Source organism: Ferrovibrio sp., assembly GCF_964218355.1.
Classification (GTDB): Bacteria; Pseudomonadota; Alphaproteobacteria; order Ferrovibrionales; family Ferrovibrionaceae; genus Ferrovibrio.
In genome coordinates this window covers 141,951-156,922 of record NZ_CAXPMC010000020.1, presented here as the reverse complement: position 1 = coordinate 156,922, position 14,972 = coordinate 141,951, and the positions used below count along the sequence as shown (strand labels likewise).

17 protein-coding genes and 1 tRNA gene are annotated in these 14,972 nt (G+C 67.3%); 3 read left to right on the top strand and 15 right to left on the bottom strand.

Going from position 1 to position 14,972, the window contains the following annotated elements; all coding sequences use genetic code 11:
* Positions 1-12 precede the first annotated feature (12 nt).
* Positions 13-951 carry a VOC family protein gene (locus ACEQZY_RS14870; RefSeq protein ID WP_370155511.1) on the bottom strand — a complete coding sequence of 313 codons (939 nt, stop codon included), beginning with the start codon at positions 949-951 and terminating at the stop codon, positions 13-15.
* A 90-nt stretch (positions 952-1,041) separates the two neighbouring features.
* On the opposite strand from ACEQZY_RS14870, the gene ACEQZY_RS14865 reads away from it, so the two are divergent.
* The gene (locus tag ACEQZY_RS14865) at positions 1,042-1,695 is read left to right on the top strand and encodes a TetR/AcrR family transcriptional regulator (protein ID WP_370155509.1); all 654 of its coding nucleotides are present in this window, start codon (positions 1,042-1,044) and stop codon (positions 1,693-1,695) included.
* 5 nt (positions 1,696-1,700) lie between these two features.
* Here the strand turns inward: ACEQZY_RS14865 and ACEQZY_RS14860 are convergent, their stop codons facing one another.
* The 12 genes from ACEQZY_RS14860 to ACEQZY_RS14805 form a co-directional block, all read right to left on the bottom strand.
* Entirely contained in the window at positions 1,701-2,051 is a 351-nt protein-coding gene (locus tag ACEQZY_RS14860; RefSeq protein ID WP_370155507.1) for a nitrile hydratase accessory protein, read from the bottom strand.
* Entirely contained in the window at positions 2,048-2,707 is a 660-nt protein-coding gene (nthB, locus tag ACEQZY_RS14855; RefSeq protein ID WP_370155504.1) for a nitrile hydratase subunit beta, read from the bottom strand. The genes ACEQZY_RS14860 and nthB overlap by 4 nt, the downstream gene beginning before the upstream one ends.
* Entirely contained in the window at positions 2,704-3,360 is a 657-nt protein-coding gene (gene nthA, locus ACEQZY_RS14850; RefSeq protein WP_370155502.1) for a nitrile hydratase subunit alpha, read from the bottom strand. The genes nthB and nthA overlap by 4 nt, the downstream gene beginning before the upstream one ends.
* On the bottom strand, positions 3,357-4,769 hold the full coding sequence (locus ACEQZY_RS14845) for a sensor histidine kinase (RefSeq protein ID WP_370155500.1): 1,413 nt from the start codon (positions 4,767-4,769) through the stop codon (positions 3,357-3,359). Before ACEQZY_RS14845 ends, nthA begins: the two co-directional genes overlap by 4 nt.
* Positions 4,766-5,443 (bottom strand): winged helix-turn-helix domain-containing protein, encoded by a 678-nt coding sequence (locus ACEQZY_RS14840; RefSeq protein WP_370155497.1) that lies wholly within the window; start codon positions 5,441-5,443, stop codon positions 4,766-4,768. The genes ACEQZY_RS14845 and ACEQZY_RS14840 overlap by 4 nt, the downstream gene beginning before the upstream one ends.
* A 77-nt stretch (positions 5,444-5,520) precedes the next feature.
* Positions 5,521-6,996 (bottom strand): DegQ family serine endoprotease, encoded by a 1,476-nt coding sequence (locus ACEQZY_RS14835; protein ID WP_370155494.1) that lies wholly within the window; start codon positions 6,994-6,996, stop codon positions 5,521-5,523.
* Positions 6,997-7,088: 92 nt separating this feature from the next.
* Positions 7,089-8,501, bottom strand: coding sequence for a multicopper oxidase family protein (locus tag ACEQZY_RS14830; RefSeq protein WP_370155492.1), 1,413 nt, complete (start codon positions 8,499-8,501; stop codon positions 7,089-7,091).
* A 105-nt stretch (positions 8,502-8,606) separates the two neighbouring features.
* Positions 8,607-8,699: transfer RNA gene (locus tag ACEQZY_RS14825), tRNA-Ser, on the bottom strand.
* A gap of 83 nt (positions 8,700-8,782) precedes the next feature.
* Positions 8,783-9,277 (bottom strand): YbaK/EbsC family protein, encoded by a 495-nt coding sequence (locus ACEQZY_RS14820; RefSeq protein ID WP_370155490.1) that lies wholly within the window; start codon positions 9,275-9,277, stop codon positions 8,783-8,785.
* A 7-nt stretch (positions 9,278-9,284) separates the two neighbouring features.
* Positions 9,285-9,911 (bottom strand): glutathione binding-like protein, encoded by a 627-nt coding sequence (locus ACEQZY_RS14815; protein WP_370155488.1) that lies wholly within the window; start codon positions 9,909-9,911, stop codon positions 9,285-9,287.
* A gap of 143 nt (positions 9,912-10,054) precedes the next feature.
* Positions 10,055-10,759 (bottom strand): glutathione binding-like protein, encoded by a 705-nt coding sequence (locus ACEQZY_RS14810; protein ID WP_341705655.1) that lies wholly within the window; start codon positions 10,757-10,759, stop codon positions 10,055-10,057.
* A gap of 214 nt (positions 10,760-10,973) precedes the next feature.
* Entirely contained in the window at positions 10,974-11,690 is a 717-nt protein-coding gene (locus tag ACEQZY_RS14805; protein ID WP_341705654.1) for a hypothetical protein, read from the bottom strand.
* Between the two features lie 190 nt (positions 11,691-11,880).
* Between ACEQZY_RS14805 and ACEQZY_RS14800 the strand changes: the two genes are divergently transcribed.
* Together ACEQZY_RS14800 and ACEQZY_RS14795 are read left to right on the top strand one after the other, a co-directional pair.
* Entirely contained in the window at positions 11,881-12,351 is a 471-nt protein-coding gene (locus ACEQZY_RS14800; protein ID WP_370155486.1) for a hypothetical protein, read from the top strand.
* 108 nt (positions 12,352-12,459) lie between these two features.
* A complete protein-coding gene (locus ACEQZY_RS14795; protein ID WP_370155483.1) occupies positions 12,460-13,155 on the top strand; it encodes a glutathione S-transferase family protein in 696 nt (231 codons plus the stop codon).
* 1 nt (position 13,156) lies between these two features.
* Here ACEQZY_RS14795 and ACEQZY_RS14790 read toward each other — a convergent pair whose 3' ends face one another.
* Complete coding sequence (locus ACEQZY_RS14790; RefSeq protein WP_341704481.1) at positions 13,157-13,381, bottom strand: hypothetical protein; 225 nt, start codon at positions 13,379-13,381, stop codon at positions 13,157-13,159.
* Between the two features lie 131 nt (positions 13,382-13,512).
* Entirely contained in the window at positions 13,513-14,970 is a 1,458-nt protein-coding gene (locus tag ACEQZY_RS14785; RefSeq protein ID WP_341704480.1) for a D-aminoacylase, read from the bottom strand.
* Positions 14,971-14,972: the final 2 nt, after the last annotated feature.

Below are 14,972 nucleotides of genomic sequence, written 5' to 3'. Positions count from 1 at the left end.
CTGTTCGTCAGATCATGCAGCCCGGCGGCCCAGCTTGTCGGCAAGCAGGTCCATGGCACCGCGCAGTTGCATGCGCAGGCTGGGCTTGTGCCCCCAGTCACTGGTGCGCGTCTTGATCTCGGTCACATGGCTGTCGGGATCAATCGCACCGCTGCCAGCGCCGATCTCGAAATCAAACCCAGATGGCGTCGACGCATAGAAGGAGACCGTGCCATCGGGATCCGGATGCTGGCCCAGATCGAGGCTGATCGGTATGCCGGCCGTGCGGCAGCGGTCATAGGCCCGGCAGACATCACGCAACTGGTTTGCCTGCAGCATGAAATGCAGCAGCCGCTTGCGTCCCGGTACGGCGATCAGCGCCAGGGAATGATGGCGGCGGTTGCAGTGCAGGAAGGCTCCGTTGACCTTGATCGGCCCGATCCTGGTATCGATCCGCTCGGTCAGATTCAGCCCCAGCATGCCGGTATAGAATGCTTCGATCTCGGGCAGCCGGCGGCCAACCGCAAGGACGGCATGGCCAAGCCCGAACTCTCCGGTGCAGAAACCGCCGGGCATCACTTCCGATGCAAAGACTGTCGCCGTACGGGGCAGGCCGACGACTGCTTCGTTGACCAGCCCTGCCGGGTCACGGAAACGCAGGCCGGCCCGCACCGCGCGGGCCGCGAGGTCGGCATCGTCAAACGGCGCGACCGCCACACCGGCTGCCCGCAGCCTGGCCTCGAGGTCCCGCAGTTCGGTGAGGCCGATGCACTCCCAGCCGAGCACGGCAAGGTCGTCGGCCGGCCCCGACCGCAGCAGCAGCCGGTAGGCTGCATCATCCACCCGCAAAGCATGGGCTTCCCCGCCTCCGGCCTCCGCATCCCGGCACCCGAGCATCCCGACCGCAAAATCGCGCCAGGCATCCGGCCTGGAGACCTCGAATACCAGATAGCCGAGAGACATGCCGTCCATGGCCCTTTTTCTCCTGTCTGCATTTGCTACAATGGCAATTGAGATTTATCTCAATTTGAGAGATATCTCATTTATGAGAGGATTCTCACTTTGTCAACCCGAAAGACCGCCTCCCCGGAAAAGACCCTGCCGCCGTCAAAACGCGACCGGACCCGTCGGCGGCTGCTGCAGGCCGGCGTCAAGGTCTTTGCCGGCAAGGGGATAGAAGCTGCCAGCATCCAGGAGATCGCCGCCACTGCCGGCGTCGCCAACGGCACCTTCTACAACTACTTCCAGAGCAAGGAAGAGATCATGGAGGCGGCCGCAATCTGGGTCGGTGTCGACTATTGCGAGCGGATCAAGGCCAGCGCTGCCCATATTCCGGATGGTGCCGAGCGCATGTCGATCGGCGGCCGGCACTACATGACGATGGCCCTGGCGCAGCCGGAACTGGCCCGGTTCATGATCTCTGTGGCGGTGTTCTCGCCGATCTGGGCGGAACAGGTCGAGCCCTACATCCTGGCCGACCTGACGCTGGGCGTGAAACAGAAGCGCTTTGCCATTGCCAGTACGGCGGCCGCGATTGACATGATCACCGGCACCAACTTTGCCGGCATCAACAGCCTGCTGACCGGCCGCACCGGCCGGGCGCATATCCCGGCCGTCTCGGCCACGATCCTGCGCGGGCTGGGGATGGCGCCGAAGGAAGCCGACGAGATCGCAAGACGGCCACTGCCGCCCCTGCCCCCGGCGCCGGAAGCCTGACCGGCCTAGTCCAGCATGACCGGCTGCCCATGCGGGGTCGCCCGCGCCGCACGGTCCCAGGCCTCGGCCCGGTCCTGCAGCTGGGCCGCGCTGGCAGCGCCCTTCTCGACCGCCAGCCGTTCCAGCGCGGCCAGCCAGTGACGGTAATAGGTCTCGCCGGTATCCGGATCGCCGGCCGCCTGCGCGCGGCGGATTTCGGCGGTCAGGGCCGCCGCCCATTCCGGCCAGGTGAACAGGCCCTGCTGATGCAGCGCCACAGCCATGGCGAAGGCCTGCGCCTCCCAGGGGGCGCGGAAAACCGGCGCGGCGGTCTCGTCGCAGGGCAGATCGGGCAGCAGGCTGGCGAGGTCGGTCATGCCGGCTCCAGATAGCTCTCCCAGGCATCCACGGAGACAGCCAGCACCGGATCGCCCTGCCCGCCCCACAGCTCACGGCCCTCGAAGCGCACGGTATACAGCCATTGCGGCTGTTCGCCCTGCCCCAGCGCGGAGCTGTCCGGAAAAACATGCGTCCCATGCACCAGTTCGACGGTGCCGACATGGCCGCGCACATAGCGCGGCAGCCGCGTATGGCCCTGCGGATGCATGTTCCTTGCCCGCACGCGATCCCCCACCGCGTAACGCGCCGGCGCGGCGGCCGGCCGCTCGGTGGGGCCACCCTTCGCCAGCACAGCGGGTACCGCATCCGCAGTCAGGATGCGCGGCAGGGCTTTCGGCGGCACCGTCATGTGCCCTGCCGCGATTTCCTCCGGCAGCACCAGCCCGCGTTCGGCCATCAGCTTTTCCAGTCCGGCCAGCCAGATCTCGTAATAGCTCTTCGCCAGATACTCCGGTGGCGGCAGGCTTTCGCGGGCGGCGCGTGACTGGTCGATATTCCACTGGCCGGTCGCGCCCATGGCCAGGGTCAGCGCCAGCACGCGCCTTTCCCAGTCGCCATGGAAGCGTTCGTGTTCCGGCTCGGGTGTGACCGGGCCGAAGCCCATCATGCCGCCCATATCGGCCGCGCCGTTCACTGTGCGCCCTCCGGCTCTGCCGGGCTTCGTGCCAGCCCGGTTCCGATCATGCTGTCGCGGGTGACCAGTGTCGCCAGCCGCGCCGCGCTCCAGCCTTCGGTACCGGCGGGCCGCTCGGGCAGCACCAGATAGCGGATCTCGGCGGTGGAATCCCATACGCGAATCTGTTTGTCCGCCGGCAGGATGACGCCGAAATCCTGCAGCACCCCGCGCGGGTCCATCACCGCCCGTGACCGGTAGGGTGCCGACTTGTACCAGACCGGTGGCAGGCCCAGCACCGGCCACGGATAGCAGGAGCAGAGGGTGCAGACGACCATGTTGTGGATGCCCGCGGTATTTTCGACCGCCACCATATGCTCGCCCTGACGGCCGATATAGCCCAGCGACCGGATCGCCGCGGTGGCATCTTTCAGCAGCCAGTCGCGATAGGCCGGATCGCTCCAGGCCTTCGCCACCACATGGGCGCCGTTATGGGGACCGACTTTCGTCTCGTAGGTCTCGATCAGGACGTCCAGCGCGGCCGGATCGACATAGCCCTTCTCGACCAGCACGCTTTCCAGCGCCCGCACCCGCAGTTCGACATCGGACAGCACGGTGCCGCCCTCATGATCGTGGTCATGGTCATGGTCATGGTCATGGTGATCGTGATTCATGCGTCTGCCATCCGGCCCGGTCTGTCGTTGCGGTCGAGTGTACCAGAATCCGGCATCGCCGGCAGGGTCAGCACTGCCCGCAGGCCGGGGGCATTGTCGGCAAGCGCAAGGCTGCCGCCATGCAGCCGGGCCACCGCCTGCACGAGGCTGAGCCCGAGCCCGACTCCGCCCTGCCCGCGTGCGGCATCGCCGCGATAGAAACGTTCGATGACCCGTCCGCGCTCGGCCTCGGGGATGCCGGGCCCGCTGTCGGCAACCGTGATCTGCGGCCGGCCGGCTTCATCCCGCCCGCTGGCCAGCCGGACATGGCCGCCGGCCGGGGTGTATTTGACGGCGTTGTCGAGCAGATTGCCCACGGCCTGGGCCAGCAGGAAGGGATCGCCGCTGACGTCGAGGCCTGACATGGTCTCCAGCGACAGGCGCACCCCCTTCTCGGCCGCCGCCGGCTCGTAAAGCTCCGCGAGGTCGGCCGCCAGCGGCGCCAGCTGCACCTTGCCGAAACCGGCCCGGCGCAGTCCGGAATCGATCTCGGCCAGCCGCAGCAGCGCATTGAACACGCCGATCAGGCGGTCGATATCGGCCACCGCCTCGCCGAGACTGTCGAGGGCGAGGGCACGATCCGGCGGCCGGCGCAGGATGTCTTCCAGCCGCGCCCGCAATTCGGCCAGGGGGGTGCGCAGGTCATGGGCGATCGCATTCGAGACATTGCGCACACCCTCGATCAGCTGCTGGATCTGCTCCAGCATGCCGTTGATGGTGGCGGCCAGCTGGTCGAACTCGTCGCCGGCACCGCGCACCGGGATGCGCCGGCCGAGATCGCCGGCCACGATGGCGGCGGTGGTCCGGTTGATCGTCTCGATCCGGCGCAGCACGAAGCGCCGCACCAGCAGGCCGCCCGCCACCGCCAGCAGCAGCGCCAGCGCGGCCGCCCAGATGCCACTGCGCAGCACCATCGCCTGCATGGCGGCACGGTCCTGGACGTCGCGGCCGACGATCAGCTGGAAATTGCCCGGCAGCGCCACATGTAGCAGCCGGGTGGCATGCATCTGGCCCTCGTAGACCAGTGCAACCTCATGCCAGCCCAGGCGGCGATCGATCTTCAGCGGCCAGGCATCGACATTCCCCGCCAGCGGCTTCAGGAAGGGATCGGCCAGCAGGTAGATCGCCTTTTTGTCGGAATTGGCGTCCACCCGTTCCTGCACGGTCTGCACCGCGCCGGCAAGTCCGAAATCCTGCAGCCGGTCGCCGATCGCCCGGATGTCGGCAGCGATCACCGCATCGATCTCGCGGTCGAGATAGCCGACGGTGTTCCACCAGACCAGCCCCAGCAAGGTCAGCGACGACACGACCAGCAGCAGCGCATAGGCCAGTGCGAGGCGAACCGAGGTCGAGCGCCAGAGCCGGGTCATTCGGCCGTCAGCATATAGCCGGCGCCGCGCACCGTGCGCAGCAGCGCCGGCGTGAATCCGGCATCGATCTTCTGGCGCAGGTTGCTGATATGCACGTCGATCACATTGGTCTGCGGATCGAAATGGTAGTTCCAGACATTCTCCAGCAGCATGGTGCGGGTCACCACCTGGTCGGCATGCCGCATCAGGTATTCCAGCAGTTTGAATTCGCGCGGCTGCAGCTGGATCGTCTGCCCGGCCCGGGTCACCCGGCGCGACAGCAGGTCCATGGTGAGGTCGGCAACGCTAAGCGTCGTCTGCGGTGCCGCGACCTGGCTGCGCCGCAGCAGCACATGCAGCCGCGCCTCCAGCTCGCCGAAGGCGAAGGGCTTGGTCAGGTAATCGTCGCCGCCGGCCCTGAGGCCGCGGATACGCTCGTCGACATCAGCCAGCGCGCTGAGGATCAGCACGGGGGTCTGGTTGCCGGCCTTGCGCATGGCCTCGAGGATTGCCAGCCCATCCGCATCCCCGGGCAGCATGCGATCGAGGATCACGGCATCGTAGCGCTCGGTGGTGGCAAGGAACAGGCCGTCATCGCCGGTCTCGGCATGGTCGAGAACATGCCCGGCCTCCTCCAGGCCCTTGCGGACGAACTGCGAGACCCGCGCATTATCCTCGACCAGCAGGATTTTCATGACCGCATTGTCCCGGCCGGAACCGGGGCGGTCAATGCCGCCCCGGGCCGTCCCGGCCGGAAATGCAGCCACCCGGCTCACGCGATCTCCAGCGCCAGGTAGTAGGTGGTGCCATGGCGCAGCACCAGCAGCGGCACGGCATCCTTGCGGGCCTTGCGCGCCTCGCCGATCCGGGCCGAGACCTCGCCCGGGGTGGTGACGCTGCTGCCGGAGACCTTGACGATCACGTCGCCGGGCCGCACGCCGCTCTCGGCGGCATGGCTGTCGGCCTGGACATCGGCGACGATCACGCCGCGGGTCTGGTCATCGAGACCGTATTGCTGGCGCACCTGCGGGGTCAGCGCGGCCAGCGCCATGCCGACCCTGCCTTCCGCCGCCGGATTGCCGGCTGCGGCCACCTCGTCATCGGGCTGGCTGCCGATGGTGACGCGAATCTCCTTCTCCCTGCCATCGCGCCAGACCTGCAGTTCGGCCCTGCCGCCCGCCGGAATGTTGGCCACCGCCAGCGCCAGGTCACGCGGCTGCCTGATCCCGGTGCCGTTGATGGCCATGATCACGTCGCCCTGCTGCAGGCCGGCAGCCTGCGCTGGCGAATCCGGCACCACCGCGTTGATGATGACGCCGTCGCTGTCCTTCCGCCCCAGTGCCTTCGCCAGCGTCTCGGTCATCGGCTGCATCTGCACGCCGAGCCAGCCGCGCTCGACCCTGCCGTTTTCCTTCAGCTGAGCGATCACCGTCTTCGCCAGATTGGACGGGATGGCGAAGCCGATACCGACATTGCCGCCATTGGGCGTGTAGATGGCGGAGTCGATGCCGATCACGCGGCCCGACTGGTCGAACAGCGGGCCACCGGAATTGCCCGGATTGATCGGCGCGTCGACCTGCAGGAAGTTGTCATAGGGGCCGTTATTCAGGTCGCGGCCGCGGGCCGAGAGAATGCCCGCCGTGACGCTGCCGCCCAGCCCGAAGGGGTTGCCCACCGCGATCACCCAGTCGCCGATGCGGGCGGCATCAGAATCGCCGAAGGCCAGATAGGGCAGATCCTGCTTCGGATCGATCTTCAGCAGCGCGAGGTCGGTCTTGGCATCCCGCCCCTTCACCTCGGCTGGATGGCTGGTGCCGTCTTCCAGGGTGATGACGATCTTGCTGGCCTTGTCGATCACATGGTTGTTGGTGACGATCCAGCCGGCCGGATCGATGATGAAGCCGGAGCCCAGTGCATGCTGCGGCCCGCGCTTGCGCTGCTGCTGTTCCATGAACTGGCGGAAGAACTCCTCGAAGGGCGAGCCCGGCGGAAAGCCCGGCATCTGCGGCGCATCGGCCTTCTCGACCTTCTCGGTGGTGGCGATGTTCACCACGGCGGGCTTCACGCGGGCGACCAGATCGGCAAAACCGGCATGCTGCACGGCCGGCGGCACGCTGACAGGCGGATTGGCATCGTTAGCGGCCACCGCGCGGACGGCGAGGAAACCACCGCCGCCGGCCAGCACCGTGCTGGCGAGCAGGATGGCAGCGATGGCGCGTTTGCTGCGGGGAAAGCGGGAGACAGTCATGAAAGACCTCCTTGCTGGGGATGCACTGTTCCCCTGCAAGATAGGAAGCCCCGGCTCTGGCCAACCTGAACGCCGGATTAAACTTCCTTAATCTAGGCGACCCGGATGTAGCCCATCATGCCGGTTTCCTGATGCTCGATGATGTGGCAATGCACCATCCAGTCGCCCGGCAGCCCGGCCACGAAGGCGATCTTCACCCGCTCCTTCGGCCGCACCAGCACGGTATCCGACCAGTGCGGCCGCACATCCTCCTCGGTCGAGGCGACCACCCGGAAGGTATGGCCATGCAGGTGCATCGGATGCAGATGCGGCGTGCCGTTGAAGATCTCGATCACATAACTGCGGCCGGCCTTCAGTTCATACAGCGGATCGGGCTTCAGCCCTGGCCCCATGCCCGGCCATGACTGCCGGTTGATCGACCAGAACACCTTCCGGGTCAGGCAGAGTTCGTCGATGCTGACGCCGTTCGCCTTCGCCCAGGCCTCCATCTTCGGATCGGCATGGCCGGCCAGCAGCGCCATGTCCAGTTCGGTGGCCGCCTTCAGGTCCGGCACCGGCAGCTCGGCCTCGGGCAGCCGCAGGGCCGGCTGCGCGCCGTCGCGCCTCAGTGCCGCGCCGCGGGTGACCAGCTTTGCCAGCAGGCGCGGCTTGGTGCTCCAGATATCCTCGAGGAAGACCTCCGCGCCTTCGGTCGCCGGCATCACCACGCCGAGATCGGCGCGCATCGCCGGCCCCAGGCGCCAGCCATCCACCGGAAACGGCGTGCAGGCATTGCCGTCGGTGGCGATGATGGCCGCCTGCGCCGCACCGCGCAGCCCCAGCATGGGGATGCGGGTCAGGTCGATATTCACCAGCCGCAGCCGCAGTCGCGCGCCGGGCCGCACCACGATCTCGGGCGGCGCCGCGCCGTTGACGCTGCGCACGCTGCCGAAGGTGCCGGCCTTGGCGGCACCGGCATCGGTGGTGAAATCCTCGAAGCTGCCATCCCTGCGCACCCGCCAGTCCTTCAGCACCAGCACCTGGTCGTGATCGAACAGGCCGGCATCGCGCGGGTCTTCCACTACCAGCACGCCGGCGAGGCCGCGGCCGAGCTGGGTGATGGTGTCGCAATGGGGATGGAAAAAGAAGGTGCCGGGATCGGGCGGGCTGAAGGCATAGCGGAAGCTCTGCCCCGGCTCGACCGGCGCCTGCGTGAAATACGGCACGCCATCCATCTCGAAGGGAATGCGCAGGCCGTGCCAGTGGATCGCCGTGTGGTCGGGCAGTGCATTCTTCAGCACGGCCTCGAAGGGCCGGCCGCGCTGCACGCGCAGTTCCAGCGGCCAGGTGCTGTTGTAGCCCCACAGCAGACTGTCGGCGCTGCAGCCGGGCAGCCGGTGCGGCATGGCGCCGGCGGTCAGCGTCAGCGAGGTTGCCGCGCCGACCGGCCGCGGCGACAGGGCAAAGGCGGGGCCGGCCGCGAAAGCGGCGGCCGAACCCTGCAGGAAATGGCGGCGGGACAGCATGGCAAAGCCTCGCGGACTAGGACCCGGCTGCCGGACTCGAAACCGGGGCCGGAGACTGAAACGGCGGGGCGATGCTGGTCGCGACGGAAACGGAAACAGGGGAAGTGGCGGAGGGGATGGGATTCGAACCCACGATACACCTTGACAGTGTATAACGGTTTAGCAAACCGCCGCCTTCAGCCACTCGGCCACCCCTCCGCACGCGAGTGGGTATTAACACGGCGTATGCCGGGCTTCTTCTAAGGGCCCGGGGGTGGCCTGTCAATGTTCATCCCCGGTCTTCATGGACCGGCCGCGATGGCGGCCGCCGGGGCCCCGGTCCAGTCCAGCAACTCGCTGTAACTGAGGGGGAAAACCGCATGTGGATGCCCGGCCGCGGCATGCAGGCGGTCGAACCGCGCGAGGCTGTCGTCGATGGCGATCGGCAGCGGGCCCGGATGGCCCAGCGGCGCCACCCCGCCGATGGCGAAGCCGGTGGCCGCGCGCACCAGATCGGCATCGGCCCGCTTCGGCGCCGCCGCCAGCCCGAGCGCCCGGCCCAGCGCCGCGACGTCGCATTGGCGGTCGCCGGCCACCAGCGCCATCACCGCGCGGCCTTCCGCCGCGAATACCAGCGACTTGACAATGGCGCCGACCGGGCAGCCCAGCGCCTCGGCCGCCTGCGCCGCGGTGCGGGCGGAGTCCGACAGCACGATCACCCGCTCCCCCGCCCCGCGGGCCAGCAGGGCCTCGCGCACCCGGCGCACCGACGGGTTTTCGAGAATGGCCTCGGTCATCGCCAGCTCACGGTATCTCGAAGGCGCGCTGCACCGCCGGCCGCGCCATGATGGCGTCGTACCAGCGCTTCACATGGGGATAGGCCGCGAGGTCGATTTCATGCCATTCATGCCGCGCCGCCCAGGGCTGCGTCGCCATGTCGGCAATCGAATATTCCCTGCCGGCGAGATAGTCGTTCTTCGCCAGATGGCTGTCGAGCACCTTGTAGAGCCGCGCCGTCTCGGTCTTGAAGCGGTCGATGGCGTAGGGAACCTTCTCCTTGGCGAACCGCACGAAATGATGGGTCTGGCCCAGCATCGGACCGAAGCCGCCCATCTGCCACATCAGCCACTGCATCGCCTGCATGCGCGCGGCGGCATCCTTCGGCAGGAACTGTCCGGTCTTCTCGGCCAGGTACAGCAGGATGGCGCCGGACTCGATCACCGCGTAAGGCTTGCTGCCATAGGCCGCCGGCGGTTCGTGATCGACGATGGCGGGAATCTTGTTGTTCGGGTTCACCGCCAGGAAATCCGGCGCGAACTGCTCGTTCTTGGTGATGTTGACCGGGAAGACCTGATATTTCACGCCGGTCTCTTCCAGCATGATGGCGACCTTGCGGCCGTTCGGCGTGCCCCAGGTATAGAAATCGATCACGGTGCGGGTGTCCTTGATTGTTATGGGATTGTTATGGCGTCAGGGTCGGGTACTCGGAAAAAAGCTTCGTCGTTCCCGCGCAGGCGGGAACCCAGTCCTGGCAGTCTGGGTCCCCGCCTGCGCGGGGATGACGGCAGCAAAGATTACGCCTTCACCACGCCGGCGGTCTGGCCGAACAGCACCTTGCGGGCTTCCTCGGTGACGGTGGGAACGCCCTGGTTGATGGCCTTGCCCTTCTCGTAGGCGATCTTGGTGGCCGGGCGGTCCCAGATCGCCTGGAACCAGCGCTTGAGATGCGGGAAGTCTTCCAGCTTCTGGCCCTGCCGCTCATGCGGCACGATCCAGGGATAGCTCATCATGTCGGCGATGGTGTAGTCGTCGCCGCAGATGAAGGCCCGGTCCTGCAGCCGCTTGTTCAGCACGCCGTAGAGCCGGTTGGTCTCGTTGACATAGCGGTCGATGGCGTAGGGAATCTTCTCGGGCGCATACTGGCTGAAATGATGGTTCTGGCCGCACATGGGGCCGAGGCCGCCCATCTGCCACATCACCCATTCGGTGCAGGCGACGCGGCCGCGCAGATCCTGCGGGATGTGCTTTTTGTACTTGTCGGCCAGATACAGCAGGATGGCGCCGGACTCGAAGATGCTGATCGGCGCGCCACCATCGGCCGGCTGGTGGTCGACGATGGCCGGCATGCGGTTGTTGGGCGCGATCTTCAGGAAGCCGGGCTCGAACTGCTCGCCCTTCGAGATGTTGACGGGCTTGATCGTGTAGGGGGTGTTGGTTTCCTCGAGAAACAGCGTGATCTTGTGGCCGTTCGGGGTGGGCCAGTAATAGAGATCGATCATCTTGCGGGACTCCGGTTTGGCGGATGGGCAGATTGCGGCAATGCGGCCGGCGCGGCAACCCGCAGAACCACATGGCTGGCAGGCGAACTAGAGCCGGAACAGAGACTTATCAACCGGCATCACACGCACCCGTGATCCAGACGCGAACCAATTGCAGCCCATTCCGGCCAATGGGATGCCAATTCGCGCCAAGTGCATGCCAATTCCGTCCCATTCATGGCCGATCCGCTGCCGATTCCGGCCGGTCCGCGCCGGCCGCCGCCGGATCTGCCGGGACCGGTTTGGCGGCGCCAACCTTGAATGCCTCGCGCCGCACCAGCTCGGCCTTCGCCAGCGTGCGGATCGCGGCGGCGTCGCCGTCGCTCAGGGCCGCCAGGAATTTGCGGGTGAAGGTGTCGGCAGAAGCCGCCCGCGTCTTGCCAGCCGGCACCGGCGGCAGGGCAGCCAGTTCCTCCAGCCGCTCGGTGAGTTCCTGGCCGGCATGGGCGACCTGCGACAGGTTGAGGCGGTTCGCCATCCATTGCAGGGTCTTCGCATCCAGCCGGTCGGCATGGCCGGCGATCTGCCCAACCAGGCGGCCGCCGAGGCTGCGGAACTGCAGGCCGGTCTGCAACGCCTGCCGCTCGTGTTCCAGCGCGATCCGGGCCCGGAAGCGGGCACTGCGTTTCATGTTGCGCCAGATCCGTTCCGGCTCGCAGAGCATCGCCTCGGCAACGGCCTCGACGCTCTTGCCCTGCGCCAGCAACGCGGCAGCAGCCGGCCAGTTGATCCGCTCGCCCGGCCGGGGTGCGTAGCGGCGGCGGCCGTCCGGCATCTGGATATAACGGGTCCCTGCCGGGCCGCTGTCGGCGGTCCAGCCGATATGCGGCGGGCCGTCGTCATCCGCATCGGCGGGAATGCGTCCGTTGCCTGAGGCGAGGCTGGCTGTCATGGCTTGCTCCTGGGGCTGCTGGTTCTCCAAAGGGTCAGGGTGGCAGTATATGTTCTGTATATGTATAAGTAAAGGATAAAAATCCCTACTACTAAAGGTCGATACCTTGTGGAGATATATATCTTGCAGGAGGAGCGCCTGCCTGCCATCCTGCCCCCTGCCTGCCAGCGCATTCACCCTCATGAGGCTTATGCCCGATCTTTTCCCCGGTATCCGCATCGGCGGCAGCGACGATTACGTGGAGCTGCGCGTCGAGGACGGCATCCTCCATGCCGAGGCTGTCGGCAGTGCCACCGGCGCCGAAGCGCGCCGTGCACTGGCCGAGGGGCTGCAGCAGGGCTGGCTGCGGCTGTCCATGCCGACCCTGGTCGACATGACCCGGTTCACCGGCAGCATCGACTGGGGCGCCATGCGCGACATCGCCGCCATGGCGCCCTGGGGTCAGCCGGGCGATGCGCCGGCAAGCCCGCCGTCGCGCGTTGCCTATGTCACCCGCGACAGCCTGTTTTCACTGATCCTCAAGCTGATGGCGGCGATCTTCCCCCATGCCCGCCACCGCGCCTTTCCCGACCGCGACGGCGCGCTGCGCTGGCTGCGCCAGCCGCGCCCGGCCACAGCCGGCCGGCAGCCGGTGATGGCGGCGGCACCGCCGGAGGCCTGATCCCGCCAGCCGACGATGTCCCGGCAGGCCGCCTGCCGGAACTCTGCTTGCCCCCGCCGTTCGCTTTATGTTTTCATGGCGGCCGGAACCGTCGCCCGGAGATTCGCCATGACCGCCCCCCTCATCCTCTATTCCGGTCCGCTCAGCATGTTCGGCGCCAAGGCCGAGATCGCGGCACTGGAAAAGGGCCTGCGCTACGAACTGGTGATGGTGCCCTTCGCCATGAAGACCCTGTATGAGCCCAAGCATCCCGAGGTCGAACGCATCAACCCGAAACGCCAGGTGCCGGTGCTAGTCCACCGCAGCGGCGGCGGCCCGGATCTCGAACTGTTCGATTCCACCCAGATCTTCGAATACCTGGAAGACCTCGCGCCCGATCCGGCGCTATGGCCGCGCGACACCGCCGCCCGCGCCCGCGCCCGCCAGCTGGAGCTGCTGTCCGACGAGGTCTATTTCCCCCATATCATCCGGCTGATGGGCCTGCAGGGCACGCCCGGCGATCCGGCCGCGGTGGCGGCCCGCGAAGGCGCCGCCGCCTTCTACGGCCGCATCGAGGGTCTGCTGGCCGATGGCCGCCCCTGGCTGGCCGGGCCCGACTACAGCTATGCCGATATCGCGTTTTTCATGGCCGGCATCTTCGGCGACCGCATGGGCGCGCCGATGCCGGCAGAGGCCGCACACCTGATCGCCTGGCGCACGCGGATGACCCAGCGGCCGGCGGTGCGCCAGGTGGCCGGCGCCATGGGCCGCTGGCTGCTGGGCGAAGGCCGGCCGCTGCCGGCTTTCATGCAGACGATGGTGTGATCTAGCGGATCAGGCCGCGCAGCTTGCGCTCGACGATCACCGGCACCGGGTCGACGCCTTTCAGCATCAGGCTGAGACTGGAGCGCGGCACCCCGACCTTGTCGGCGATGTCGTCCATGCTCATCTTGGCCATGGTGCACCAGCGCTGGACCATCACCTCGGTCTCACGCGGGAAGTAGCGCTCTTCCCCTTCCGGCCGGATATCCGGCAGCAGCGACATCTCCATGGGAATCCCCGATCAAATCCTGTTTGCCGGAGTATGCCGTAACCAACCGGTTATGCACAACTGGGAATTGCTTAGATTCCCCTGCCCGGGAAATCATATGAAAGGCACAATTCTGCGGAAACAGCCGTGGCTCAGGCCATGTTCCGCGTCACCAGCCGGCCGGCGGTGGCGCCGGTAACGCCCTTGCCCGCCATGTAGCTGGAAATCCCGTTGACCCAGACCTCGGCGATGCCGCGGGCCGGGGTCTTCGGCGCCGTGAAGGTGGCCGTGTCGATCACGGTGCCGGGGTCGAACAGCACCAGATCGGCGTAAGCACCCGCATGCAGGCTGCCGCGGTCGACCATGCCGAACACCTTCGCGGTCAGGCCGGTCATCTTGTGCACGGCGGCCTCCAGCGAGATCAGGCCCAGCTCGCGGGCATAATGGCCGAGCACGCGCGGAAAGGTGCCCCACAGGCGCGGATGCGGCATGTCGTTGCTGGGGATGCCGTCGCTGCCCACCATGCTGCGCGGATGTGCGAGGATGCGGCGCACATCGCCTTCGTCCATGAAGAAATAGATCGCCGCCGCCGGCAGCAGCCGCTCGGCCGCCGTGCGGGCATCGACGCCCCATTCGGCGGCGATGTCGTTGAGCATGCGGCCAGCCATCTCGGGATGCGGCTCCGACGAGCTGATCTGAATCGGCAGTTCGGCGGCCACGCGGTCGGGCATCAGCGCGGTCGAGCCGGCCGGATAGGGATAGACGTCGAAATCCACCGCCTGGGTCTTCGCGGCGCGGTCGATCAGCGCCAGCGTTTCTTCCGAGCGGCCGAAATTCTGCGGCATCATGCATTTGTGGTGGCTGATCACCACCGCACTGCCGGTATCGCGGCCGATCTTCAGCGTTTCCTCGATGCTGTCGACGATGCCATCGCCCTCGTCGCGCATATGGGTCACGTAGAGTCCGCCGCGCGACCGCAGCGCCTCGGCCACCGCGATCACCTCGTCGGTGGGTGCCGCCTGGCTGGGCGGATACCACAGGCCGGTGGAAAAGCCCGAGGCGCCCTCGTCCAGCGCCTGTTCCAGCTTCGCCTTCATCTGCGCGGCCTCGCGGTCGGTCGCCGGTCGCTGCACATCGAAATCCAGCGCCTGCACCCGCAGCGACATATGGCCGATCAGGGCATAGGCATTCACTGCCGGCGGCTGGCGCCGCAGCGTATCGGCATAATCGGCGAAGCTGGGAAACCGCCAGCTGTCCGGCCCGCCGACCAGGTCGAGCGGGGCCGGCGGACGCTGGCGCATCACCGCCGGTGCCAGGCTGAGGCCGCAATTGCCGATCACGGCCGTCGTCACGCCCTGCGACAGCTTGCATTCCATGCAGTCGGCACCGCAGAGGATGGCGCCGTCGTCATGGGTATGGGCATCGATGAAGCCCGGCGCCAGGGCAAGGCGGCCCGCGCCGAGAATCTCGCGGTCGCCGCTGTCGGCCGCAAGATCGCCGATGGCGGCAATGCGGTCGCCACTGACCCCGAGATCGCCGCGCCGCGCCGGCCCGCCGCTGCCGTCGTAGAGCATCACGTCGCGGAACAGCAGGTCGAAACGGCGCGCCATGG

Excerpts from the sequence above, each read along its gene's own strand:
- ACEQZY_RS14870 (WP_370155511.1), bottom strand. The coding sequence starts at position 951 with ATGGACGGCATGTCTCTCGGCTATCTGGTATTCGAGGTCTCCAGGCCG.
- ACEQZY_RS14860 (WP_370155507.1), bottom strand. The coding sequence starts at position 2,051 with ATGACCGACCTCGCCAGCCTGCTGCCCGATCTGCCCTGCGACGAGACC.
- nthA (WP_370155502.1), bottom strand. The coding sequence starts at position 3,360 with ATGAATCACGATCACCATGACCATGACCATGACCATGACCACGATCAT.
- ACEQZY_RS14845 (WP_370155500.1), bottom strand. The coding sequence starts at position 4,769 with ATGACCCGGCTCTGGCGCTCGACCTCGGTTCGCCTCGCACTGGCCTAT.
- ACEQZY_RS14840 (WP_370155497.1), bottom strand. The coding sequence starts at position 5,443 with ATGAAAATCCTGCTGGTCGAGGATAATGCGCGGGTCTCGCAGTTCGTC.
- ACEQZY_RS14835 (WP_370155494.1), bottom strand. The coding sequence starts at position 6,996 with ATGACTGTCTCCCGCTTTCCCCGCAGCAAACGCGCCATCGCTGCCATC.
- ACEQZY_RS14830 (WP_370155492.1), bottom strand. The coding sequence starts at position 8,501 with ATGCTGTCCCGCCGCCATTTCCTGCAGGGTTCGGCCGCCGCTTTCGCG.
- ACEQZY_RS14820 (WP_370155490.1), bottom strand. The coding sequence starts at position 9,277 with ATGACCGAGGCCATTCTCGAAAACCCGTCGGTGCGCCGGGTGCGCGAG.
- ACEQZY_RS14810 (WP_341705655.1), bottom strand. The coding sequence starts at position 10,759 with ATGATCGATCTCTATTACTGGCCCACCCCGAACGGCCACAAGATCACG.
- ACEQZY_RS14805 (WP_341705654.1), bottom strand. The coding sequence starts at position 11,690 with ATGACAGCCAGCCTCGCCTCAGGCAACGGACGCATTCCCGCCGATGCG.
- ACEQZY_RS14800 (WP_370155486.1), top strand. The coding sequence starts at position 11,881 with ATGCCCGATCTTTTCCCCGGTATCCGCATCGGCGGCAGCGACGATTAC.
- ACEQZY_RS14795 (WP_370155483.1), top strand. The coding sequence starts at position 12,460 with ATGACCGCCCCCCTCATCCTCTATTCCGGTCCGCTCAGCATGTTCGGC.
- ACEQZY_RS14790 (WP_341704481.1), bottom strand. The coding sequence starts at position 13,381 with ATGGAGATGTCGCTGCTGCCGGATATCCGGCCGGAAGGGGAAGAGCGC.
- ACEQZY_RS14785 (WP_341704480.1), bottom strand. The coding sequence starts at position 14,970 with ATGGCGCGCCGTTTCGACCTGCTGTTCCGCGACGTGATGCTCTACGAC.